This window comes from Paenibacillus xanthanilyticus, assembly GCF_042682185.1.
GTDB classification, from domain to species: domain Bacteria; phylum Bacillota; class Bacilli; order Paenibacillales; family Paenibacillaceae; genus Paenibacillus_Z; species Paenibacillus_Z xanthanilyticus.
Genome location: NZ_JBHUHA010000001.1, coordinates 2,506,730 through 2,529,741, shown reverse-complemented (window position 1 = coordinate 2,529,741; position 23,012 = coordinate 2,506,730). Strand labels below are relative to the sequence as shown.

Below are 23,012 nucleotides of genomic sequence, written 5' to 3'. Positions count from 1 at the left end.
TAATGGGGCAAGGCCCAAATATTCGGCGGCAAAGGAGCTCGTGATGAAAAGAGGAACCACGTTCACCCGCATATTCGTGTCTATTCTCGTTTTGGGAATCGGCCTCGTGGCCAGCTTCGGCACGTACATCTATATGACGACGCAGCAATCCGTTCTGGAGCGGGTCGCGATCAGCAAACAAGCGTTCATCACCCAGACGAAGAACAGTCTGGAGCAAAAAGTGAAAACAATTGAATACGCTTTCAGTACCTATAGCACGACCAGCTCATTCCGTGACGTCATCAAGAATCCGATCACGGAGCAGGATTTCGAAGCCTATCGGAGCGTCAACACGCAGCTGAATTATATCGCCTCGATGGGATTGGACGGCGCCAAATACACGCTGATCAGCCTCGTGCAGAATTGGGAAATCGCAAGCGGCAAGCTCTCTCAGCTGACCGCGGACAGACGCGAGGAGCTGATGGCGGCCTATATGAACAGCCGCCCGCGCGGCCTGTTCTGGCAGCGGACCGACAGCGGGCTCCGGTTCGTCTACACGCTGCCGTCCTTCTCGAACAAGAAGGAGGCGATCGCGCTGGCGGATCTGTCGCTCGCGGGCCTCAATCGCATTATGCGGACGGACGACGGAGCGGCGATTTTCATTCTGAACGGCCAGGGCGAGCTGCTGTACGAGAATCGCGCCCTCGGGCTCTCCGAAGCGCAGCTGACCGGTCTTGCGAGCGCGGCCGAGGAGAGCGGCGCCGCGCGGAGCGGACTCGTCGAGTTCACAGCCGAAGAGGGGAAATACGCGAGCGTCGTCTTTGCCCGTTCCGATTATAACAACTGGATTTACGCGACGCCGCTCGAGCCGGCCGAGACGACGGAGGCGCTGCGGACGACCCGCATCGGCCTCATCGTCATGGGGCTTGTCATCTCGGCGCTCATTGCCGTCGTGGCGTATTTCATCGCCTATTATTTCGCCAATACGATCCGCCGCATCCAGCGCCGTCTGCCCGCCGTAGCTCCTGGACCGCGGTCGAACGAGATCGATTGGATCATCGGCTCGATCGATGCGATTCTGGACGAGAAGCAGGGGCTGGAGCAAATGATCGAATCCGAGCTGCCGAAGCTGGAGACGCAATTCGCGCTGAATCTGCTGCGGGGCCGGATCGCGCCCGAGGAGCTCGGCCATCAGCTGCATCGCTTCGGATACCGGCCGGAGCCGGGCTGCCGCTATGCGGTCATGCTGATCCAGCTCGACAGCTACGGCGGGCGGGACGCCGCGGACAAGGACATGCTCCTGCTGGCGTTAAGCCAGCTGATCGCGGAACTCGTGCCGCCGGAGCGGCGGCTCATCCCGATCGTTCTGAACGATACGACGCAGGCGACGATCCTGATGCCAGGCGGAGAGTCGGAGGACGACGTCCGAAGATCGCTGCTCGATACGGCCAAAGCCGCCGTGCGCCGCGCGCGCGATGTGCTTGGCGTATCGGTCAGCGTCGGCTTCGGCAGCCTGTACGAGGACTTGGCGCTCGGCAGTAAGGAAGCGTGCGAGAAGGGCAAGCAGGCGCTCCACCAGCGGCTGAATCTCGGCAAGGAATCGATCATTTTCTACGAGGACGTCTCCGGCGTCGTCTCCGGTCCCGTCGTGCTTCATTATCCGGCCCAGCTGGAGAACGCGCTGTTCGACGCGATCCGCCTCGGCGACGAGCAGGGCGTCTCCCGCGCGCTGTATCCGTTCCTCGCCGAGATGATGAAGTCGAGCAAGGATTCCGCCGATTTCGAGATGACGCTCATCCGCTTGGTGAACAATCTGATCCAGCTCGAGCAGCTGCTCGGCATCCAGGTGCTGCTGACGCCGGACAACCGCACGCTGTTCCAGCGGCTGCTCCAAATCCGCAATCCGGAGGAGATCGAACGCATTCTGATCGAGGAAGCGATCCAGCCGATGGTGCGCGTCATGAAGGAGAAGACGAACCGCCAATTCCGCTCGCTCTCCGATCAGGTGGCGGCCATCGTGCGCGAGGAGTACGACCGGGAGCTGTCGCTCGAGCTGATCGCCGACCGGCTCCATTATAATCCGAACTACCTGAGCAGCATTTTCCGCAAGGAGTACGGCATCACGTTCAGCGAATACTTGATGAACTACCGGCTGGACATGGCCAAGAAGTGGCTGATCGAGACCGACCTGTCCGTGAAGGACATCGCGGAGCGGCTGCAATACCAGAATCCGCAGAACTTCATTCGTTCCTTCCGCAAAAAAGAAAACGTGACGCCCGGCGCCTACCGGAAGGAGCAGCAGAGCTCCTAGCCGTCCCAACATACGTATCGCCGCATAACGAAGCCGCACATCCACCGGGGATTGCGGCTTTTCATTTGCCAATAGTCCTATGGATAAGTAAAGCGTGTCCGCAAAAGCGGACGAGAGCGATGGTCAACGCTGAGCCGCATCAAGCGCATACCCTGCAGGATACCATCCCCAGCACAAACAATGACGTTAGCTTTGTCCGCAAGGGCAAAAGCGTGCCCAGCTCGAACGCAACCGCCACCCGCAACCCATGTCGTCAGCACGAAAAGGGAGTCCAGAGGGCAGAGCCCTTTGGAGCCCCCTCGGCGGAGGGGGTGGGGGGAGGCGAAAAAACGGGAGTCCCCTCGGCGGAGGGGAAAGGGGGAGCGACATCAGTCACCCCTTGACCGCCCCGAGGAGCGCGCCCTTCACGAAATGCTTCTGCACGAACGGATACGCGATGAGCATCGGGAGCGTGGCGACGACGATGACGGCCATCTTGATCGTCTGCGCGGGCGGGATGACGTCGACCGAGGTACCTTCGGCCTGCATGCCGCTCGAGACGAGCACGATCTGGCGCAGCAGCACCTGGATCGGCCATTTGGCGGAATCCATAATGTAGAGAATCGCGTTCATGTACGTGTTCCAATACGTGACCGCATAGAACAGGGAGATCGTCGCGATCGATGGGATGGCCAGCGGCAGCATGATGCGGAAGAAGACGCCGAAGTCGTTCGAGCCGTCGATTTTGGCCGATTCTTCCAGTCCCTCCGGCAGCGCCTGGAAGAAGTTGCGCATGATGATGAGATTGAAGGCGTTGATCGCCACGGGCACGATCATCGACCAATACGAATCGATGAGGCCGAAATATTTGACGACGAGGAAGGTCGGGATCATCCCCCCGCTGAACAGCATGGAGAAGACGACGACGAAATTGATGAAATCACGGCCGTACAAATATTTGCGGGACAGGCCGTACGCCATGAGGGCGGTCAGCGCCATGCTGACGACCGTGCCGACGACGGTGACGCCGATCGAGACGGCAAGTCCCTTGAAGAGGGTCGGCGTGGAGAGCACGTACCGGTAAGCATCGAGCGAGAACGTCGTCGGGAATAAAATGAATTTCTTGGCGACGACCTCCTGCGTGGATGCGAACGAGCTTGCGAATACATTCAGAAACGGAACCAGGCAAATAAGGGCGATCAGCGTTAAGGCCGTATTGTTCGCGGCGTGGAACAGCCGGCTGCCCGCGGACGATCGTTGGCGAGATGTCGACATGCGGTTGTCCTCCTTGGGATGTGAGATATCTCGACTGTACCAAGCCCCTCGCATTCCGTATATAATCCGCAGCCGAGGTGTTCCCCCGGGAGGACTTGCAAGGGGCGGAAGCGGCGATCCGGGGGCGATAATCATCAGCTTAGGCGGTTGTCATCAGCCCAGATGCGCGTGTCCAAAACGTTGCAACGACGGGCTTCGCGGTGGTTCGTGTACTAATGATTATGTACGGAACGCCTCGGACGCTCTACGATGAGGACATGAAAGGCAGCGCTTACAAGGAGGAATTACGAATGCAGGAAACCGTCGCGACGCAGGTCTCACTCTCGCCTGCCCGCAACCGCAAGAAGAGAGTCGCCATCCCCTGGAAGGAGATCCGGCGCAACAAGCTGCTCTATTTGATGATACTCCCCGGCTTCCTATTTTTTATCGCGTTCAAGTATTTGCCGATGGGCGGACTCGTCATCGCGTTCCAGGATTACCAGCCTTTCCTCGGCGTCAAGGATAGCCCGTGGGTCGGCTTCAAGCATTTCGAGCGCCTGTTCACCGAACCGACGTTTTGGATGCTGCTGCGCAACACGCTCGTGCTGTTCTTCATGAACATCGTCTTTTTCTTCCCGCTGCCGATTATATTGGCGCTGATGCTCAACGAGGTCCGGCATCGGTTCTTCAAGGGCGCGGTGCAGACGATCATCTACATTCCGCACTTCCTCTCCTGGGTCATCATCGTCTCGATCTGCTACGTGTTCCTGACGGTGGACGGCGGGGTCGTCAACGAGCTGCTGGCCGCCATGGGCTTCGCGAAGATCAACTTTCTCACCTCGGCGGAGTGGCTGCGCACGATGTACATCGGCCAGATCATTTGGAAGGAGCTCGGCTGGTCGACCATCATCTTCATCTCGGCGATCACGGTCGTCGACCCGCAGCTCTACGAGGCGGCGGAGATGGACGGGGCGGGCCGTCTGCGGAAAATGTGGCACGTCACGCTGCCCGCGATCCGTCCGGTCATCATCACGCTGCTCATCTTGAAGATCGGCAGCACGCTCGACCTCGGGTTCGAGCATATGTACCTGCTGCTCAACTCGCTCAACCGCGAGGTGGCGGAAATTTTCGATACGTACATTTACACGGCGGGCCTCAAGAACGGCCAGCTCAGCTACAGCACGACCGTCGGCTTGTTCAAAGGACTGGTCGGCCTCATTCTCGTCATGCTCTCGAACAAGCTGGCGAAGAAGATGGGCGAGGACGGCGTGTATTAAAAGCTGAACGCGCTTGGTTGCGCGATCATCTCGAATTCAACCCGTAGGCCGACACCTGTCGGGAGGAAGATAGCATGAACACGACGGCATGACAGGACATAAGGACGTTTATTCGATCAAGGGGGAATGTAAACGATGACGAAGAGAACATGGAAGCAAACGGCGGCCCTGCTGCTCGGCAGCGCGATGCTGCTCAGCGCTTGCGGCGATGGCGGCAATTCCGGCGGCAACGGCAACTCGGCCGAGCCGGCCAAGACGAACAACGGGGCGACCGGGGCCGCGAATGGCGCGAATGCGGGCGACAAGCAAGCGGAGAAGGCCAAGATCACCTGGCTGAATATCCTGCATACCGCCTCGCCGCCGACCGATACGGTGCTGAACAAGATCGAGGAGCTGACCAATACCGATCTCACCTTCTCCTGGGTGCCGGACGCCTCCAAGGAGGAGCGCATCAATACGTCGCTCGCCTCCGACTCGCTGGCGGATATCGTGACCCTGACGATTCTGGACAACTCCTCTGTGCGCAGCGCGCTGAAGTCCGGCATGTTCTGGGACGTGGGTCCGTTCCTCGACGAGTTCGAGAATTTAAGCCAGATCTCCCAGGATACGCGCACCTCGGCTTCGATCGAAGGCAAGCTGTACGGCATCCCGTTCCAGAAGGCGATGGCGCGCAACGGGGTCGTCATCCGCAAGGATTGGCTCGATAAGCTGAAGCTGCCGGTGCCGAAGACGACCGACGAGCTGATGAACGTCGCCAAGGCGTTCACGGAGCAGGATCCGGACGGCAACGGGCAAAAGGATACGACGGGCTTCGTCGACCGCAGCGACTTGGTATTCGGCGCGTTCAAGACGCTCGGCTCCTATTTCGGCACCCCGAACATCTGGAAGGAAGAGAACGGCAAGGCGATCGCGGAGTTCGAAACCGAAAGCTACGTCAATACGATGAACTACATGAAGCAGCTGTACGACAACGGCTATATTAACCAGGATTTCGCGGTGACGGCCAAGACGGACCAGCAGCAGAAGTTCGCCCAAGGCAAGGCGGGCATCTACGTCGGCGCCCTGTTCGACAGCAAGAACCTGCTTAACATGGCCAAAGGCGTGCAGGACAACATGCAGCTCGTCATGGTGAACGACATGACGGCGCCGGGTCAGCAGCGCGCGATCTGGAGCGGCAACAACGGCATCGGCGGCCTGCTCTCGTTCCCTCGTTCGGAGGTGAAGGACGAAGCCGAGCTGAAGCGCGTCCTGCAGTTCGTCAACGATCTGATGAGCGAAGAGGCGTACGCCCTGATGACGTATGGCATCGAAGGCACGCACTATACGAAGGACGCCGAGCAAGCCGTCACGATCAGCAACACCGATCTGTGGCAGCAGGAGGTGCAGCCATTCGCCGCGTCCCGGCCGAAGGAGGTCGGCTACAAGATTCACGACGCGGACCCGCTCAAGAAGGAAGCCGACAAGCTGATCGCGGACAACGCGAAATACGCGGTGCTGAATCCGTTCTACTCGCTGGAAGCGCCGACGTGGTCCTCGCAGGGATCCGAGCTGCAGAAGATCATTACCGACGCGACATATAAGTACATTCTCGGCAAAGCGACGCTGGACGATTTCAAGGCGGCGGTCGAGAACTGGAAGAAGTCCGGCGGCGCGAGCGTCATCAGCGAATATGAAGCGGCTTTCGCCAAGGTGCAAGGTTAACGAACAGACTTTCGTCATGGAGAGGGTCCTGCCCGCCCGCAGCTCGATGGGTGCGGGCAGGACCTCCTTACGAGAACGAGGAGGTTATTATGGAGCGATCGAAATGGGCGGTCCGCACGGCGGAGACGATCATGGCGCGCACGCCGCGCCTGGGCGAAGACAAGGGGTACGGAGGCAAGTGGTCCTATGATTACGGCGTCGTGCTGAGGGGCTTTCGGCAGATGTGGACGTTCACGGGCGACGAGCGGTATTTCCGTTACATCCAAGACAATATGGACGCGTTCGTCGGCGAGGACGGCGCTATTCGCGGCTACCGGGCGGACGAATACAACATCGACCATATCAACAACGGCAAGCTGCTGATCGACCTGTGGCGCGAGACCGGCGAGGAGAAGTATAAGCTGGCGGCATCCTCTCTCCGGGACCAGCTGCGCACGCATCCGCGGACGGCGGAGGGCGCTTTCTGGCACAAGCAGATCTATCCGTACCAAATTTGGCTGGATGGCTTGTATATGGGGGCGCCGTTCTATCTCGATTACCTGCTGACGTTCGAGAACGGCGAAGGGCTTGATGACGTGACGAAGCAGTTCATCCTGTGCGAGAAGCATACGCGCGACGCGCGGACGGGGCTGCTCTACCATGCCTGGGATGAGAAGCGCGAGCAGCCGTGGGCCGATCCGGCGACCGGCCTGTCGCCGAGCTTCTGGGGGCGTTCGATGGGCTGGTTCGTCATGGCGCTGGCCGACGTGCTGGAGCTGCTGCCGGAGAGCCATAAGGACCGCAAGGAGCTGGAGCGAATTCTCCGGGACACGCTGACGGCGCTTCGCAACGTGCAGGACGCCGAATCGGGCGCGTGGTATCAGGTGTTGGATCAAGCGGGTCGCAAGGGCAATTATCTCGAGGCGTCGGCGTCGTCCATGATCACGCTGGCCATCGCCAAGGGGCTGCGCCTCGGCGTGCTGGATCCGGCATGGAACGAGACGCTGGAGCATGCCTTCGCCGGCCTCATCGCGGAGTTCGTGCTGGAGACGAAGGAAGGCTGGATCAACCTGAACAAGAACTGCCAGGTGGCGGGTCTCGGCGGCGCGGACCGCCGCGACGGGACGTACGCGTATTACATCAGCGAACCGATCATCGCGAACGATCTCAAGGGGGTCGGGGCATTCCTGCAGGCATGCGCGGAATACGAGCATGGCCGAGCGGTACCGGCGGCTGCGGGGGAGGCGGGCAAGGCATGACGATCTACAACATCGCCGACTACGGCGCGGTCGCGGGCGGCTCGGAGCTGGCGACCGGCGCGTTCGCGGCCGCCATTGAAGCGGCCTCCGCGGCGGGCGGCGGTACGGTCGTCGTGCCCGCCGGCACCTTCCTGAGCGGACCGATTCGCATGCGCAGCCACGTGGAGCTGCACCTGTCGCCGGGCGCGGTGATCGCCTTCAGCAACGATCCGGCCGATTACGCGCCGGTCGACTCCCGCTGGGAAGGCGTACGCCGGCCTGTCTACGCGTCGTGCATCTACGGATCGGACCTGACGAACGTCGCCGTCACCGGCTTCGGCAAGCTGGACGGACAAGGCGAGCCGTGGTGGAAGCTGCACCGGGAACGGCGGGAGGCGCTCGCTTTCCCGCGGCCGAAGCTGATCAGCTTCGATCGGTGCCGCCGCGTGACGCTGCGCGATCTGACGCTCGTGAACAGCCCGAGCTGGACGGTCAATCCGATCGAGTGCGAGGACGTGACGATCGACAACCTCAGCATCTATAATCCGGCGGATTCGCCGAACACGGACGGCATCAACCCCGAGTCGTGCCGCAACGTGCGTATTAGCGGCTGTCATATCGACGTCGGCGACGATTGCATCGCGATCAAGGCGGGGACGGAGGATACGGCCGAGCGGATTCCGTGCGAGAATATCACGATCACGGGCTGCACGATGGTGCACGGGCACGGCGGCGTCGTGCTCGGCAGCGAGATGAGCGGCAGCATCCGCCGGGTGACCATCTCGAACTGCGTCTTCATGGGCACCGATCGTGGCATTCGGCTCAAGTCGAGGCGCGGGCGCGGCGGCATCGTGGAAGACATTCGGGTCAGCAACATCGTGATGGAGGACGTTATTTGCCCGTTCATTCTGAAGCTATATTACTTCTGCGGCCCCAAAGGCAAGGACAAATACGTCTGGGACAAAAATCCGTACCCAGTCACGGAAGAGACGCCGTGCTTCCGGCGGATTCATTTCAGCGGGATTACTGCTCGCGGCGTGCGCGCTTCGGCCGGCTTCCTCTACGGCCTCGCCGAGCAGTACATCAGCGAGATCACGTTCGATAACATCGACATCTCCATGGCGAAGGATCCCGAGCCGGAATACCCGGCGATGATGGACGGCATTCCGAAGATGAGCCGGCGCGGCTTCTATCTCGGCAACGTGCGGGATATCCGGTTCAGCAAGGTGACGGTGGAGGATCACGACGGGCCGGCCTTCTATTTGGAGCATGCCGAGGGCGTAGAGCTCGACGGCTGCCGGTCCGTGCGGACGCGCAAGCCGGAGCCGCTCGTCCAGCGGGCGGAGGGAGCGCGCGGCGACGGGATCGCCGCAGAGACGACGCAAGCGGAGATCGCGGCGGGCTCGCAGGCTGCCGGCGGCGGGGAGCCGTCTTGAGCCGGCGGGCAGAGCTGCTTCGGCTGCTTGGCATTGCGAGCCGATCCGATCGGGACGCGCATGACGCGAGCGGACGTGCGGGAGCGACAGGACTTGCGGGCGGTTCTCCGGCCGGGCAGGACCGGCTGAGCAGCTTGCCCGAACCGCGGCTCGAGCTGCTGCGCAGCGAGACGCGCACGGGTTATCGGCTCGATACACTGCTGCTCGAGGTCGGGGACGGGGAGCTCGCCCCGGTCGATGTGGCGCTGCCGCTCCAAGGCGAAGGACCGTTCCCGCTCGTCATCGTGAATCATTCGCACGGCGGGGATTACGAGCGGGGACGGCGCGAGATGACCGTGAGCAGCTCGTATTTGCAGCAGCCCTCGTACGCCGAAGCGCTCACGGGGATGGGGTACGCGGCATGCTGCATGGATATGCGCCTGTTCGGCGACCGCGGCGGCCGGACGGAGAGCGAGCTGTTCAAGGAGCTGCTCTGGCAGGGCAAGGTGCTGTGGGGACTGATGGTCGAGGACACGCTCCGACTTGCGGACGCGATGGCATCGCGCGAGGATATCGACGCGTCGCGCATCGGCACGCTCGGCATGTCGATGGGCGGCCTCATGGCCTGGTGGCTGGCCGCGGTCGATACGCGCATCCGCGTCGTCGTCGATATTTGCGGTCAAGTGGACGCGGAGACGCTCATTATGAAGCGAGGGCTTGATCATCACGGCTTGTATTCGTATGTACCCGGTCTGCTGCAAGCGTTCGCCACGCTCGATATTCAGCGGCTGATCGCGCCGAGGCCGCGGATGAGCTTGAACGGCCGGAGCGACCGTCTCTGTCCGCTCGAAGGCGTGCAGCTGCTGGACGCGGGACTTCGGGAGACATATGCGGAAGCGGGCGCGGCCGGCAGCTGGCAGTCGGTCATCGGAGGCGGCGGCCATCGAGAGACGGCGGAGATGCGGGCGCGCTGGCAGCGGTTTTTGCGCGAGCATCTGTAGCTGCGGGAGAGCAAGGCATGGCCGCAAGAGAAGGAAGGAGCATCGCATATGCTTGTTGGGCCTTATCCCGGCTGCGATTACGCCACCATTCAAGCGGCGGTCGACGAGCTGGAGCGACGCGGGCCCGCCTCGGCGGACACGCTGACGATTCTGCCCGGCGTCTACGAGGAGAGCGTGCGCGTCTATCGCTCGGACCTTCGCATCGTCGGGATCGGAGAGGTCATCATCCGCGGCCGGTTGTCCGCCCGTCAGCCGGATGAACGGGGCGAGCCGCTCGGCACGTTCGGCACGGCGACGCTGTTCCTGGGCGGTTGCCGGGTGGAGCTTGCGAACGTGACGGTTGAGAACGCGGCCGGCTGCGGCGACCTCGTCGGCCAGGCGGTGGCGCTGTACGCCCACTGTGACGAAGCGGTGTTCCGCAACTGCACGTTTCTAGGCTACCAGGACACGGTGTGCACCGGCCCGCTCCCGGAGATGTCGATGGAAGGGAAGCCCTTCGGCGGCATTCCGATCCGGGAGCGTCACGCACGCTGCCGCCAGCGTTACGTCGACTGCCGGATCGAAGGCACGGTCGATTTTATATTCGGCGGGGCGACGGCTCTGTTCGAGCGCTGCCATCTTCATGCCCGCAAGCGCAGCGGCGGGGGGGCCGGTCTACGTCACGGCGGCTTCTACCCCGGCGGGCCGGGAGCATGGCTACGTGTTCCGCGATTGCCTGCTGACGGCGGAGGCGGGAGCGGCGCCCGTCTATCTCGGCCGGCCGTGGCGGGACGCGGCCAAGACCGATTGGGCCGGCTCTCTGTATGGCGCGCCGCTGCATCCGGACCGCTGGGACGATTGGGAGAAGCCGCATGCCCGCGCCACGGTCCGGTACCGGGAATTCGGCTGCCGCTCGCTCGTCGAGCCATTGGCAGATCGTTCGGCAGATCGTCCCGGTTACCAGGTGGACGGACGGTCCGATGAACCGCCGGCGGATGTTCCGCCGGGGAAGGACGGCTTCGGTTTTCGGACGGACCGAATCCCGGCCGGATTGGCGGCGGAGGTTCTGTTTCGGGACAGCGCATTTCTTACGATGAAGGGAGTCTGATGAGCGAGATGAACGAGCAAACGACCGCCGGCATCGCGAACACTGCGGAAGGAAGGGGCGTCATTGCCAACCCGGTGCTGCGCGGCTTTAACCCGGATCCTTATCTGCTGCGCGCGGAAGGAAAATACCTGATCGCGGTGTCGTCCTTCGAGTGGCTGCCTGGCGTGCGGGTGTACGAATCCGCCGATTTGAACAGCTGGACGCATCGCGCGGATTTGCTGACGGATCAGGTCGATCTGCGCGGCAATCCGAAGAACGGCAGCATTTGGGCGCCGCAGCTGAGCTGGCGCGACGGGCTTTACTACCTGGTTTACACCGACGTGAAAAGCACAAGGCGTCCTTTCAAGGACAGCCACAACTACCTGATTACCGCGCCGTCTCTGGACGGCCCGTGGTCCGAGCCGGTCTATCTGAACAGCAGCGGCTTCGATCCGTCCTTGTTCCATGACGATGACGGCCGCAAGTGGCTGCTGAACGAGATTTGGGATTACCGGCTCGAGACGAGCAACAAGTCGGCCGGCATCGTCATCCAGGAATACGACCCGATCGGGCAGACGCTGATCGGCGAGCCGGCGAAGCTGTTCGACGGCACGCATCTGGCGAAGACGGAAGCTCCGCATATTTACAAAAGGGATGGCTGGTATTACCTCATCACCGCCGAGGGCGGCACGGGCACGGGGCATGCCGTGACGGTCGCGCGTTCGCGCCAACTGGCGGGGCCTTACGAGATCGATCCGGATTTCCCGATGATGACCGCCAGCGACAGGCCGGACTGGCCGCTGCAATGCGCGGGTCACGGCAGTCTGGTCGAGACGCCGGAGGGCGACTGGTATATGGCGCATCTGTGCACGCGGCCCGTGGAGGGCCAATACGCGATACTCGGCCGGGAGACCGCGATCCAGAAGGTGGAATGGACCGAGGACGGCTGGCTCCGCCTGTATGGCGGCGGCAAGCTGCCGCTGCTCGAGGCGCCGGCTCCGGCCGGCAGCGCGAATGCCGCAGATGCGGGCGCCGCGAAGGAATTGCCGTCCGCGCATGCGCCTTGCCTGTTCGAGGACCGCTTCGACGGGCCGGCCCTGCACCGAAATTGGAATACGCTGCGAATCTTGCGGGACGAGAGCTGGTGCACGCTGGCGGCGCGTCCGGGCTACTTGAGAATCACGGCCGGCGAGTCGCCGCAGACGTTATTCCGCCATCATATGGTCGCCATTCGCCAGACGGAGCTGCGCTTCCGGGCCGAGACGACGCTGGATTACGCGCCGACCTCCTATTTGCAGATGGCCGGTCTGCTGCTCTATTTGAATGACGAGAATTATGTGTATGCCTGCGTCACCCGCGACGAGCGGCAGGGGCGCGTCGTCCGGCTCATGCGCTGCGCATCCGACGTCTTCACGCTGCTGCCGGATGCCGTCTTGGTGCCGGGCGGCGGGGAAGTTAGTCTCGCCGTGGAGGGCGACGGCATCCAAGCGAGGTTCTCCTGCCGCCTGGACGGCGAGGCCTGGCAGCCGCTCGGCGAGGAGCTCGCGATCGACTTCCTGAGCGGTGGCTTCACCGGCAACTTCATCGGCATCGCCGCGCACGACATGTACCGCACCGGCGGCAGTCATGCCGATTTCGCGGCGTTCCGCTACGAAGGGCGGGCGTAGTCGGGAGTCTGAATGCGCGCAGGCTGTGCGGGCAAACGATGGCGGAGAACAAATAGTAATGGCAGTCGAACGGCGCCGCGGGCTCGAACCCCGCGGCGCCGTTCGGCGTTATCGGCCTCAAGGGAATCCGGGGCAGACGGGCGCCTGCCTGTTGGCTTCGATATTCTCCCCCTGCTCGTACGCCGAGACGGCGCGCCTGCGGTGCAACATGTACTGTTCAGAAGAGGATAAAGCGTGTATACTCTCGTAAATGAAATTTCGCTTATTTTGTGATCCGACGCATGGGAGGGCTCACCGTGCAGCTATTGACGACGGAACGATATTTGGCCTTATATAACCGATTCTCGCCGGACGTCGCCGCCGGCGTCCCGATCGAAGCCACGCTGGACGATATCGCGGCGGCGCTGTTCTGCACCGCGCGCAATGCGCGTCTTATCGTGCGGAAGCTGGAGGAAGAGAGGCTGATCGAGTGGCGGCCGGGGCTTGGCCGAGGCAATCGGTCGCAGATTGTTTTTCGTAAAGACCAGGAAGCGTATCTGCTCGAGGTCGCGCGCGGCCAGGCGGAGACCGGCGACTACAAGCTGGCGTTCGATCTGTTGGAGACGTTCGGGCAGGGACAGGAGACAAGGGAACGCTTCCTGGATTGGCTGAACGGCCAGTTCGGCTACCGGAAGGAAGCGATCGGCGAAGAGGGGCGGGCGATGGACGCGCTTGTCTTCCCGGTCAATCAGCAGACGAGCACGTTCGATCCGGCCGAGCTCTATTACGCCATGGACGCGCAAATCATCCGCCAAGTGTTCGACCGGCTGCTGCATTACGACGCGGAAGGCAGGCGGATCGTCGGCGGGCTCGCGCATCATTGGACGTCCGGTGCGGACGCGACCGAGTGGACCTTCTATTTGCGCAAAGGCGTGCGGTTCCATGACGGGCGGGAATTAACCGCAGCCGACGTCCGCTACACGTTCGACCGGCTGCGCGGCGCCACGAGCAACCGGTGGCTCATGCGCGGCGTCGCGGCGATCGAGACCGCGGGGGCGCTGGTCGTCCGGTTCCGCTTGCTTCGGCCGAACCGCATCTTCGACCGTTTCGTCTGTTCGGCGGCCGCCTCAATTATGCAAGCCGGTTCGGGTGGACCAGCAGAGACCGGCGAATGGAGGGGACAGCCGTCCGGAACAGGGCCGTTTCGCCTCGCGCCAGGCCCGGCTTGCCGCATCCGGCTGGAGGCGAATCCGGACTATTTTCAAGGCCGTCCCTATCTTGACCGCGTCGACATGATCGTGATGCCGGATTATTGCCGTTCCGAATCCTTCGGCGTGCCGGCGGACCGGCATGAAGACGATGCCGATCCGTACGGCGAAGCGACGGATAGTTGGCAGAACATCGAGCAGCTCTGCCGGGGAAGCACGATGCTGAGCATGAACCTTAGGCGTTCGGGTCCGCAGCGCAGCGAGCGCTTCCGCCAGGCGGTGCGGATGATTCTGGACGCGGGCGACATGATCGCCGAGATCGGCGGGGACCGGGCGATGCCGGCCTACGGATTCTGTCCCGAGACGAGCAGCGCCTACGAGCCGCCCGACTTCGGCGAGGCCGACATCCGCGACGCGCTGCTCGGCGCCGCCTATGACGGCGAGCCTTTCCGCCTGTCGGTTCACGAGAAGCATAAGCTGGACGCCAGCTGGATATGCGAGCGGCTCGGCCGCTGGGGCATCCGGACCGAGCTCGTCGTGCCGCCCGGCGGTATTTGCGGCGCGCAGGACGAAGACGCGGACGGCACGATCATGAACATCGTGCTCGCCGAGGACGAGGTGTGCGAGATCGAGACGTACGAGCATGAGTCCGCCACGCTGAAGCGCTATTTGGACCCGGAACGGATGGCGTGGATTACGGGCCGGATCGACGAGGCGCTAGCGGCGGAATCCTCGGACGCGCGCCGCCGGATCTTCCGCGGCATCGAGAGCCGGCTGCGCGAGGAAGCGTGCGTCGTGTTCCTGTACCATCGAAGGCTGAACACGCTGCTGCACCCATCGGTGCGCGGGGTCGTGCGGTTGAACGCGCTCGGCTGGATCGACTTCAAGGATGTGTGGATGGAGCAGGCGGAATGAGCGGCATACAAGACTATCAAGAGGAAGGGCACCCGGATCGATGAACGTCATCAAGGATTTTTTATTGCAAATCGCGCTGATCGCCATGCCCGTGTTCGGCCATCAGATGCCGTGGGAGAAGAACAAGAGAACGATAATGACGGTCTTATGGGGCATTGCGCTCGTGGCGTGCATGACGTTCCCGGTTAATTATGGGATACAATTCAGGCTCGACATCCGCATTATTCCGCTGCTGCTCGGCTTCCTCTACGGCGGACCCGGAACGGGACTCGCGCTGACGGCGCTGCTGCTGTCGTTCCGTCTATACTTGGGCTTGGATATCGGCTTCTATACGACGCTGCTGACGGCGCTGTGCGGCATACCGCCCATGGTGCTGTTTCGGCGGGCGTTCTTGAAGGGCGATCTGCAGCGCAGAGTTCTGATCGGCTGCTCGCTCGCGAGCTTTTATTGCTTCGCCGGCATCGGATGGTCGATGCTGCTGCGCGGCTTCGCGCTCGACAGCTTGAAGGTTCAAGCGATCCAGCTCCTATGCGTGCTGTTCACCACGTGGGTCGCGATACGGTTGAACGACTTCGTCCATGAGGTTCAGTTCGTGCGAATGGAAGCCGAGCGGCTGCGGACGATCAGCGAGCTGACGAGCCTGTTCGCGCACGAAATCCGCAATCCGATGCAGACGACCAGAGGGTTCCTCCAACTGCTGGACGACCCGGCACTCCCCGAGAAGAAGAAGCAGTACATCCGGTTGTCGATCGGCGAGCTGGACCGGGCGAACGCGGTCATCGGCGATTATCTCTCCTTCGGCAAGCCAGCTTCGGCCGAACGCGGCGTCGCGGAGCTGGCGCACGAGCTGGACCGGGCCGCGAACGTGATGCAGCCTTATGCGGCCCATCAAGGGGTATCGATTCGGACGCTCGCGCTATCGGGCTGCAAGGCAAGCGTCAACCGGCAGCAATTCGGCCAGCTCGTCATCAATTTGCTCAAGAATGCGATCGAATCGATGCCGGAAGGCGGCGTAATCGAATTAAGCTGCAGACCAGACGGGGACAGCGCCTTGATCCAGGTCAAGGACGAGGGGGTCGGGATGACGCCGGAGCAGCTGGAGCGGATCGGTTCGCCGTTCTATTCGCTGAAGGAGACGGGGACGGGACTAGGCATGATCGTCTGTTACCAGATCGTCAAGCAGTTCGGCGGGACCATGAAGGTCGAGAGCGAATATGGAGGCGGGACGGAAGTGACCGTGCGCCTGCCGCGTATCGAGGGGCAGCCAGCTGAATAAGCGAAGGAAGACAGCTGCCGCATTGCGGCAGTTGTTTTGGTTTGCCCAGCTTGATCGACGGCATGACCGGGCGGAGCCCTTCTCCCGAAAAAACGGCACCTCCCCTTAAAAATGGGTCCTATTTTTCTTTCTGGCCGCGGGGTACACTGGGGTTCAAAGGAGGTGGGCGTACGCGTGTGCTGCATGGAATTGTAATCGATTTCAAGAATCTTGCGGGATGAGAACCGCGCGAAAAGAGGAGGATCTTCATGAACAAGCATTTGCGATCCGCATTTATGAAAGCGCTTGCGGGCTGCGGGGCAGCAGTTGTGCTGCTGACGACGGCGGCGCCGGCTCCGGCGATCGCCGCGAACGAGTCGGCCGAGGTATGGCTGACCGATCTGAGCACGGGGACGCGATTGGCCAAGCAGGCCAATCTCACGTTCGGTCCCGACGACGGGGCGGCCGGCACCTCGATCGTCGTCGACGAGAATACCCAGTACCAGCAGATGGACGGCTTCGGCGCTTCGATCACCGATGCTTCGGCTTGGCTGCTGAACTACAAGCTGACGTCGGCGAAGCGGGCCGAGGTGATGGAGAAGCTGTTCGGCCAGACCGGCATCGGGCTCAGCCTGCTGCGCCAGACGATCGGGGCGTCGGACTTCAACTGGGAAATCTACAGCTATAACGAGACGGCCGGCGACACCGCGATGAACAACTTCTCGATCGCCCGGGATATGCCGTACATCGTCCCGATGGTGAAGCAGGCGCGCGGCGTCAACCCGAACCTCAAGGTGATGGCGGCGGCGTGGAGCCCGCCGGGCTGGATGAAGAAGGGCCAGTTCCCCGACGCCGTCCACCCGATGGCGACCGGCTACTTGGATCCGCAATATTACGGAGCGTATGCGAACTACTTAATCAAATTCATTCAAGCGTACCAAGGCCAAGGCATTCCGATCTACGCGATCAGTCCGGTGAACGAGCCGGGCTTGCAAATCAAGGATTACCCGACGACGTACATGTCGATCTCCGACCACAACAATTTCATCAAGAACAACCTCGGTCCGGCGATGCGCAATGCGGGACTCGGCACGAAAATCATGGCGTACGACTTCAACTGGGACAACGTATCCTTCCCGGATCAGGCGCTGGCCGACCCGGCTGTAAACAGCTACGTGGCGGGAACCGCGTACCACCATTACGGCGGCACCCCTTCCGCGATGACGACCATTCACGACAAATATCCGAACAAGGACATCTGGTTCACGGAGGGCGGCTACGGCTCCTGGAATCCGAGCTTCAACGGCATGATGCGGGAGATGATCGCCGTGCCGCGCAACTGGTCGAAGTCGTATATCCTCTGGAATTTGGCGTTGGATCAGAACAACGGACCGACCGTCCTGCCGAACAGCATCAACTGGGGCACCGTGACCATTCGTTCCGAGGCGATGGACAGCGTCACATACAACGATCAATATTACGCAATCGGCCATTTCAGCAAATTCGTCGTGCCGGGCGCCCATCGCATTGCTTCCACGGGCTATAACGGCGGCACGCTCGATCACGTCGCGTTCAAGAATCCGGACGGCTCCAAGGCGATCGTCGTCTTCAACCACGGCAGCGCGAGCAACTCGTTCAAGCTTGTCTGGAACGGGCAAAAAATCTCGTATACGCTCAAAGCCAACTCGGCCGTCACCTTCAAATGGAACAATAACGGCGGAAGCGGCACAGCCGGCGCGGTCAGCTTGAAAGCGAGCGCCAACGGCAGCTTCGTCAGCGCGGACAACGCGGGCGCCGATCCGCTCGTGGCGAACCGGACGGCCGTCGGCGACTGGGAGAAGTTCCGGCTCGTCTCGAACAGCGACGGCACGGTGTCCCTGCAGGCGGTGACCAACAATAAGTACGTGATGGCCGACCTGAACAACGGCGGGCGGCTGATCGCCGCCTCGACCGCGATCGGGACGTGGGAGAAGTTCTACCGCGCCGACGCGGGCGGGGTGACAACGCTGCGTTCGGCGGCGAACAACCAGTATGTCACGGCGGACCTTAACCTGGCGTCGCCGGTGCTGTACGCGAACCGGGCAACGGCGGGCGGCTGGGAGCAGTTCGCGATCGCGAGCGCGCCGTAAAGGCCGGCAATGTATGGGATTTTAAATGAAGAAGGGGCCGGCGGTTGCCGGCCCCTTCTTCGTATGGAGGTAAGCGGCGTATAAGCAGCGTCTGCATCCGGGAGGGCTAGTCACCCTTTTAATTCCAGCGAAGCGCCCGTCCCCGGTCCGCCCAGTCCGCTCTTGATCATGCAGAGGATCGCGGTTAACACGAGCGCGACGGCGATGAGGAAGATCGACGGCGATATGCCTTTGATCGCGAGGGGGAACACGTAGCCGATCATGGTCGCCGCCTGGGTGATCAAGACGTACAAGCTGGCGCCGAACCCGGCGCGCGCGATGAACATGCGCTGGACGTACCCCATCGCGACGCCGTAGAAGATGGATACATAGAAGGAATGCAGCGGCTGCACGAGAAAAAACAGCGGCAGCGGGGGGCCGCTCGCGTACACGACATAGCTGATCAGGCCGAACAAGCTCCCGAGCAGAATGACGCGCTTGCTCCCGTAGCGCATGGCCCAGTAACCGGTCACCGTCATGAAGAGCAGCTCAAAGACGGCCTGCACGCTCCATAAGTACGACATGATCTCCGCTTGCCCAAATAATTGGTTGACGACCAGCGGCAAATACAAGCCTCGGATCGCGTCCCCGCAGCCGAGCAGCAGCAGCGCGGCGAGCATCCACGCCGAGAACGGCTCGCCCGCCGGCTTTGCCGCCGGCTTGGAACCTTCATCCGCGGCAGGTTTGTACCGTGCGAGCAGGAGGAACAAGCAGGCGTATCCGGCCAAATTCCCCCACAACACCCCTTGGAACGATGTGACCAGATAAAGATTCGCCCCCAGTAAAAGCCCGCCGAAGAAGCCGACGCTGAACGTCGCCCGCAGCCAGAGCAGCGCCATCTCGACGAGGTCGGCCGCTTCCCGCGTAAAGCGGTTTCTGGCCAGGGCGTACAGCTGGCCGAGAATCAGCCCGGACGGCGAAGTCGCAAGCGCCATCCCCGCCAGGGCCGAGCCGAAACTATCCGCCCGCATGTACAGCAGCAGGCCGGCCATGCAAGCTGCGGAAGCGACGAGCGGGAGCGTCTTGCGATTCCGCATGCGATCGCCATAGATGCCCGCGATAAGCGTGGCGACCATGTTGAGCAGCAGGGCGATCGCGAAGACCGCGGCGATCTCTCCTTTGGCGAGGCCGATCTGCTCCCGCAAATAAATGGCGTTCATCGGGGCTAAGATGCCGGTTCCGACCCCATAGCAAAGCATACCGGCCACGAGCGGCCGGGTTCCTTTCATCCGTACGAACCGGGCGAGATCGCCGCGAGCGGCCGTTCCTATTCCGAGCCTCATGACAAGCGTCCTCCTCTTCGAATCTCATGCGGCTATTATACCATTATTTAGCAGCAATAGAGCAGGCGGCATTCGACGCCGACTAGGGCTAGCGGCCTGATTTTTCAGGAGATTCGATTCGAGATGGGCAAATATAGTAGAATAATGTCTAGAGAAGCGATTTACTAGGGGAAAGGATGATCGAACGTTGAACGCAAATCAGCCAAGCAGCGGCCTCCAGCCGAGATCGGCGCGGAGCAAGAAGAACAAAACGCCTGCACCGCCCCAGATGATCCTCGTTTGCTTTCTGGCCTTGATTATTTTCGGCGGACTTGTATATACCCTGACGTTATCGCCGAACGGCCCCGAGGACGTCTTGCAGCAGACGGCCGGCGAAAGCGCCGATGCCGGAGCGGTCAATGAACCCTCGGCCGCCTCAGAGGGCGGCGAGGGAGAAGCGGCAGACCCAGCGGAGGAAGGCGCGGATTCGGCACCGGCAGGCGGCGTGGACGGCGTGGACGGCACGGTGGGGGACGGAGCCCAGGAAGGTGCGGGGCTTGGCGGAGACGACGAATCTCCGTCAATGGGTACGGACATGGGAACAGGCGTGGACGATGCAAGCGAGGCCGGGAACGCAGCGGTAGAGACGCCTTCGTCGGCTGCGGACGAGCCGGTAGCAAGCGAGGGGAAGACGGACATTGAGCCGGAGCCGACGACGGCTAAGCCGGTCGCGACGGCCAAGCCCGCGACGACAGACTACTCGAAGGTGGCGCTCCCGTATTCCTACACGGTGCGCAAGGGCGACACGCTATATCGGCTCTCGCAGCTGTTCTACGGCTCGAAATCGCATGTCGGCGACATCGCGTCGCGCAACAAGCTGAGCAAGGACGCGGAACTGACGGCCGGAACCATTATTGTGATCCCGGCGTTGTCGAAGTCGCAAGACGGCGATACGAGCAGCTCGGACAAGCCCGCATCCTCGGGAGCAGCCGTTGTGCATACGGTGAAAGAAGGCGATACGCTGTACAGCATTTCCCGGACCTATTTCGGGTCCAACAGCTACGCGAAGAAGATCGCCGCGTACAACCAGCTCGGCGACGGGGACGACGTCAAGGTCGGCACCAAGCTGAAGATTCCGCCGAAGTCTTAACGAGTTGCAGCCGATTTCGGTAAAACGCCCAAATAAGCGAGCCAGCGCATGACGCGCAGGCTCGCTTTTGTTTGTTGTATGACACTAATCTACGCCTAACGGAACAGACCTGACGCTATTTCCGCACCAACTGCCACGTCTGGGCGGCGTTGTTCGCATCCTGCCAAATTTGCACGTTGGCGCCATTGGCCGTCGAACCGCCCGCGATGTCGAGCGCCTTGCCGCTGTTCGGATTAATCAGCTTGAAGGCGCCTCCGTTGCGAATGATCGCCCAGCGCTGTGCGGCATTGCCGCCGGAGTCCTGCCAGATGTGCACGTTCGTGCCGTCGGCTGTCCCGGTGCCGGCCACGTCGAGCGCTTTACTGCTGTTTGTGTTCACGAGCGTATAGGCGCCATCGCCAAGACTTGTCACGCGCCACTCCTGAGCAGCGGTGTTGTTATCTTCCCAAATCTGCACGTTCGTGCCGTTCGCCGTGGCACCGCCCGAGACGTCCAGCGCCTTGCCGCTGGCCGGGTTGATCAGCTTGTAGACGGCGCCTGTGAGCGCGGACGGTTGGTAGGGCGTCAGGTCGAAGAAGTCCAGCTCCGCATAACCGTCCCCCTTACCGAAGCGAACCGTGTTCCAGCCGGCGTTCAACATCGTGCGGCGGGTCGACGTCCCCCAGTTCTCCCACCCCTTATTGGTCACATGGAATGGCGCCGATACGCCGTTGATCGTCAGATTCAGCGTCGCCCAGCCGCCGCCGGCCGTGCCGTTCGCCGTGCGGGCCGACAGCACGTATTCGCCCGCGGCCGCCGCATAGACCGAATATTCCACATAGGAGCTGGCCGTATCGATATGGCCGGCTTTGCTGCCGCCCGAGGCGCTAGTATCCGAGGAAGCGTAAGCGCCGCCGCCGAACGTGCCCTCCTCGCCTTCATAGCGGACGCGCTGGGATTCGCCCGACGGGATCGCGATCGGGGTGTTCGCCGGACTAGGCGCGCCGAGATTCGGCGTATTGTCGCCGTTCCAGCCGAAGCGCTGGGCGCGGATCTCCCGGTTCCAACCGGCGTTGTTGTATTTGGCGACATGATAGACGATCCAATCCTCCTTGCCGTCCGGCGAGGTGGTGAACGAATGATGGCCGGGACCGTACAGCCCGTTGCCGGACTTGAAGACCGGCTGGCTGCGCTTCGCCCAAGAGGCGGCGTTCAGCAGATTGCTGCTCGCGCTGGCCGTGATGAGTCCGAGGCAGTAATCGTTCGTCCAGCTGCCGCTGGCGGAGTAGACGAGGCTGATGACCCCGCCGCGCACGATGACTTGCGGCCCCTCGTTGACGTTCGGCGAATGGTTCGTCTCCCAGGCGTGGACGGGACGCGCGATTTCCGTCCGGCTCGAGCTGATCGTCCACGGGTTGCTCATGCGGGCGATGTACAGATTTTGCCGCACGTTCGTATCGCCCTCCCAGCCCGACCAGATAAAGTAGAGCTGGCTGCCCGTCTGCAGCACGGTGCCGTCGATCGCCCACTTGTTGGTCGCGTCCGTAATTTGTCCTTTGTTGACCCACGTGCCCTGCATCGGGTCGGGACTGGTGTTCTCGAGCACGTACATCCGGTGGTTGACGTTGTCGCCGTTATCCTTGGCGTAGTAGATGTACCAGGCGTTGTTGACGTAGTGAATTTCCGGCGCCCAGACGTTGCAGCAGCCCGTCTCGATGACCCGCGACGGCGCGGCGTCGATGCCGGTCAGGGAAGGACTTTTCCAAATCGTCACGTTGCCGCCCGTCGTCTTCGTGAAGTAATAGTAACCGTCGGTGTGCTTATAAACCCACGGATCCGCGCCGTCCTGCACCAGCACATTGTAAAAATTGCTCTGGTGCGTGGCCGCGAAGGCTGAACCGTAGGGGATGAGCAGCATGCACAGGAGCAGCATGGCCAATGCCAGTCTACCGGTTCGGGTTAACGTTCTTCTCATCAATCATCATCCTCTCCGCTTGTCGATCGTCGCCCGCAAGGGCGGGCGCACTTCTATCTATAGCAGGAGGCCGCGGATTAATAAACAGGGTCTCACGATGTTCAAAAAATTTGTCTACGTTTTCCAACATATATTAACCCGTTGATTTATAAATTAACTTATGTATTGTTAAAAAACGGTCTTTGTTCTAAACTAGCCTTGAATAAGCGGTTACATACGCGATTAGTTAACTTCGATGTTGATTCACGCCATGG

General features: G+C 61.8%; 15 protein-coding genes and 2 pseudogenes. 13 read left to right on the top strand and 4 right to left on the bottom strand.

What is annotated here, in order from left to right; genetic code table 11:
- Positions 1-43 precede the first annotated feature (43 nt).
- On the top strand, positions 44-2,290 hold the full coding sequence (locus tag ACFSKT_RS10685) for an AraC family transcriptional regulator (RefSeq protein WP_377722719.1): 2,247 nt from the start codon (positions 44-46) through the stop codon (positions 2,288-2,290).
- Positions 2,291-2,662: 372 nt separating this feature from the next.
- Here the strand turns inward: ACFSKT_RS10685 and ACFSKT_RS10680 are convergent, their stop codons facing one another.
- Complete coding sequence (locus tag ACFSKT_RS10680; protein ID WP_377722718.1) at positions 2,663-3,544, bottom strand: carbohydrate ABC transporter permease; 882 nt, start codon at positions 3,542-3,544, stop codon at positions 2,663-2,665.
- A gap of 290 nt (positions 3,545-3,834) precedes the next feature.
- On the opposite strand from ACFSKT_RS10680, the gene ACFSKT_RS10675 reads away from it, so the two are divergent.
- The 11 genes and pseudogenes from ACFSKT_RS10675 (at position 3,835) to ACFSKT_RS10625 (ending at position 18,353) form a co-directional block, all read left to right on the top strand.
- The gene (locus tag ACFSKT_RS10675) at positions 3,835-4,800 is read left to right on the top strand and encodes an ABC transporter permease (RefSeq protein ID WP_377722717.1); all 966 of its coding nucleotides are present in this window, start codon (positions 3,835-3,837) and stop codon (positions 4,798-4,800) included.
- 135 nt (positions 4,801-4,935) lie between these two features.
- Positions 4,936-6,501, top strand: coding sequence for an extracellular solute-binding protein (locus ACFSKT_RS10670; RefSeq protein WP_377722716.1), 1,566 nt, complete (start codon positions 4,936-4,938; stop codon positions 6,499-6,501).
- An 89-nt stretch (positions 6,502-6,590) separates the two neighbouring features.
- A complete protein-coding gene (locus ACFSKT_RS10665) occupies positions 6,591-7,739 on the top strand; it encodes a glycoside hydrolase family 88/105 protein (protein WP_377722715.1) in 1,149 nt (382 codons plus the stop codon).
- A complete protein-coding gene (locus ACFSKT_RS10660) occupies positions 7,736-9,154 on the top strand; it encodes a glycoside hydrolase family 28 protein (protein WP_377722714.1) in 1,419 nt (472 codons plus the stop codon). The genes ACFSKT_RS10665 and ACFSKT_RS10660 overlap by 4 nt, the downstream gene beginning before the upstream one ends.
- Positions 9,155-9,279: 125 nt before the next feature.
- The gene (locus ACFSKT_RS10655; protein ID WP_377722875.1) at positions 9,280-10,134 is read left to right on the top strand and encodes a dienelactone hydrolase family protein; all 855 of its coding nucleotides are present in this window, start codon (positions 9,280-9,282) and stop codon (positions 10,132-10,134) included.
- 48 nt (positions 10,135-10,182) lie between these two features.
- Positions 10,183-10,758: pseudogene (locus ACFSKT_RS10650) on the top strand (pectinesterase family protein); the annotation flags it as partial.
- The gene (locus ACFSKT_RS10645) at positions 10,757-11,221 is read left to right on the top strand and encodes a pectinesterase family protein (RefSeq protein WP_377776332.1); all 465 of its coding nucleotides are present in this window, start codon (positions 10,757-10,759) and stop codon (positions 11,219-11,221) included. The pseudogene ACFSKT_RS10650 and the gene ACFSKT_RS10645, both read left to right, overlap by 2 nt.
- Before the next feature lie 8 nt (positions 11,222-11,229).
- Positions 11,230-12,867, top strand: a complete 1,638-nt coding sequence (locus ACFSKT_RS10640; protein WP_377722874.1) for a glycoside hydrolase family 43 protein — start codon at positions 11,230-11,232, stop codon at positions 12,865-12,867.
- A gap of 296 nt (positions 12,868-13,163) precedes the next feature.
- A complete protein-coding gene (locus ACFSKT_RS10635; protein WP_377722712.1) occupies positions 13,164-14,969 on the top strand; it encodes an ABC transporter substrate-binding protein in 1,806 nt (601 codons plus the stop codon).
- A gap of 40 nt (positions 14,970-15,009) precedes the next feature.
- Positions 15,010-16,245 carry an ATP-binding protein gene (locus ACFSKT_RS10630; protein ID WP_377722711.1) on the top strand — a complete coding sequence of 412 codons (1,236 nt, stop codon included), beginning with the start codon at positions 15,010-15,012 and terminating at the stop codon, positions 16,243-16,245.
- Positions 16,246-16,493: 248 nt separating this feature from the next.
- Positions 16,494-18,353, top strand: a complete 1,860-nt coding sequence (locus ACFSKT_RS10625; RefSeq protein WP_377722710.1) for a glycoside hydrolase family 30 beta sandwich domain-containing protein — start codon at positions 16,494-16,496, stop codon at positions 18,351-18,353.
- A gap of 110 nt (positions 18,354-18,463) precedes the next feature.
- On the opposite strand, the gene ACFSKT_RS10620 is transcribed toward ACFSKT_RS10625, so the two are convergent.
- On the bottom strand, positions 18,464-19,675 hold the full coding sequence (locus ACFSKT_RS10620) for an MFS transporter (protein WP_377722709.1): 1,212 nt from the start codon (positions 19,673-19,675) through the stop codon (positions 18,464-18,466).
- A 187-nt stretch (positions 19,676-19,862) separates the two neighbouring features.
- Between ACFSKT_RS10620 and ACFSKT_RS10615 the strand changes: the two genes are divergently transcribed.
- Positions 19,863-20,804: a LysM peptidoglycan-binding domain-containing protein gene (locus ACFSKT_RS10615; protein ID WP_377722708.1), complete on the top strand. Its 942-nt coding sequence runs from the start codon at positions 19,863-19,865 to the stop codon at positions 20,802-20,804.
- A gap of 115 nt (positions 20,805-20,919) precedes the next feature.
- Here the strand turns inward: ACFSKT_RS10615 and ACFSKT_RS10610 are convergent, their stop codons facing one another.
- Positions 20,920-21,372: an RICIN domain-containing protein gene (locus ACFSKT_RS10610; RefSeq protein ID WP_377722873.1), complete on the bottom strand. Its 453-nt coding sequence runs from the start codon at positions 21,370-21,372 to the stop codon at positions 20,920-20,922.
- Positions 21,364-22,716 (bottom strand): annotated as a pseudogene (locus ACFSKT_RS10605) (family 43 glycosylhydrolase); the annotation flags it as partial. The gene ACFSKT_RS10610 and the pseudogene ACFSKT_RS10605, both read right to left, overlap by 9 nt.
- Positions 22,717-23,012 lie beyond the last annotated feature (296 nt).

What these genes read in the sequence shown, in the direction of transcription:
- ACFSKT_RS10670 (WP_377722716.1), top strand. Translation starts at nt 4,936, where the DNA reads ATGACGAAGAGAACATGGAAGCAAACGGCGGCCCTGCTGCTCGGCAGC.
- ACFSKT_RS10625 (WP_377722710.1), top strand. Translation starts at nt 16,494, where the DNA reads ATGAACAAGCATTTGCGATCCGCATTTATGAAAGCGCTTGCGGGCTGC.
- ACFSKT_RS10685 (WP_377722719.1), top strand. Translation starts at nt 44, where the DNA reads ATGAAAAGAGGAACCACGTTCACCCGCATATTCGTGTCTATTCTCGTT.
- ACFSKT_RS10620 (WP_377722709.1), bottom strand. Translation starts at nt 19,675, where the DNA reads ATGAGGCTCGGAATAGGAACGGCCGCTCGCGGCGATCTCGCCCGGTTC.
- ACFSKT_RS10660 (WP_377722714.1), top strand. Translation starts at nt 7,736, where the DNA reads ATGACGATCTACAACATCGCCGACTACGGCGCGGTCGCGGGCGGCTCG.
- ACFSKT_RS10675 (WP_377722717.1), top strand. Translation starts at nt 3,835, where the DNA reads ATGCAGGAAACCGTCGCGACGCAGGTCTCACTCTCGCCTGCCCGCAAC.
- ACFSKT_RS10640 (WP_377722874.1), top strand. Translation starts at nt 11,230, where the DNA reads ATGAACGAGCAAACGACCGCCGGCATCGCGAACACTGCGGAAGGAAGG.
- ACFSKT_RS10665 (WP_377722715.1), top strand. Translation starts at nt 6,591, where the DNA reads ATGGAGCGATCGAAATGGGCGGTCCGCACGGCGGAGACGATCATGGCG.
- ACFSKT_RS10645 (WP_377776332.1), top strand. Translation starts at nt 10,757, where the DNA reads ATGCCCGCAAGCGCAGCGGCGGGGGGGCCGGTCTACGTCACGGCGGCT.
- ACFSKT_RS10680 (WP_377722718.1), bottom strand. Translation starts at nt 3,544, where the DNA reads ATGTCGACATCTCGCCAACGATCGTCCGCGGGCAGCCGGCTGTTCCAC.
- ACFSKT_RS10630 (WP_377722711.1), top strand. Translation starts at nt 15,010, where the DNA reads ATGAACGTCATCAAGGATTTTTTATTGCAAATCGCGCTGATCGCCATG.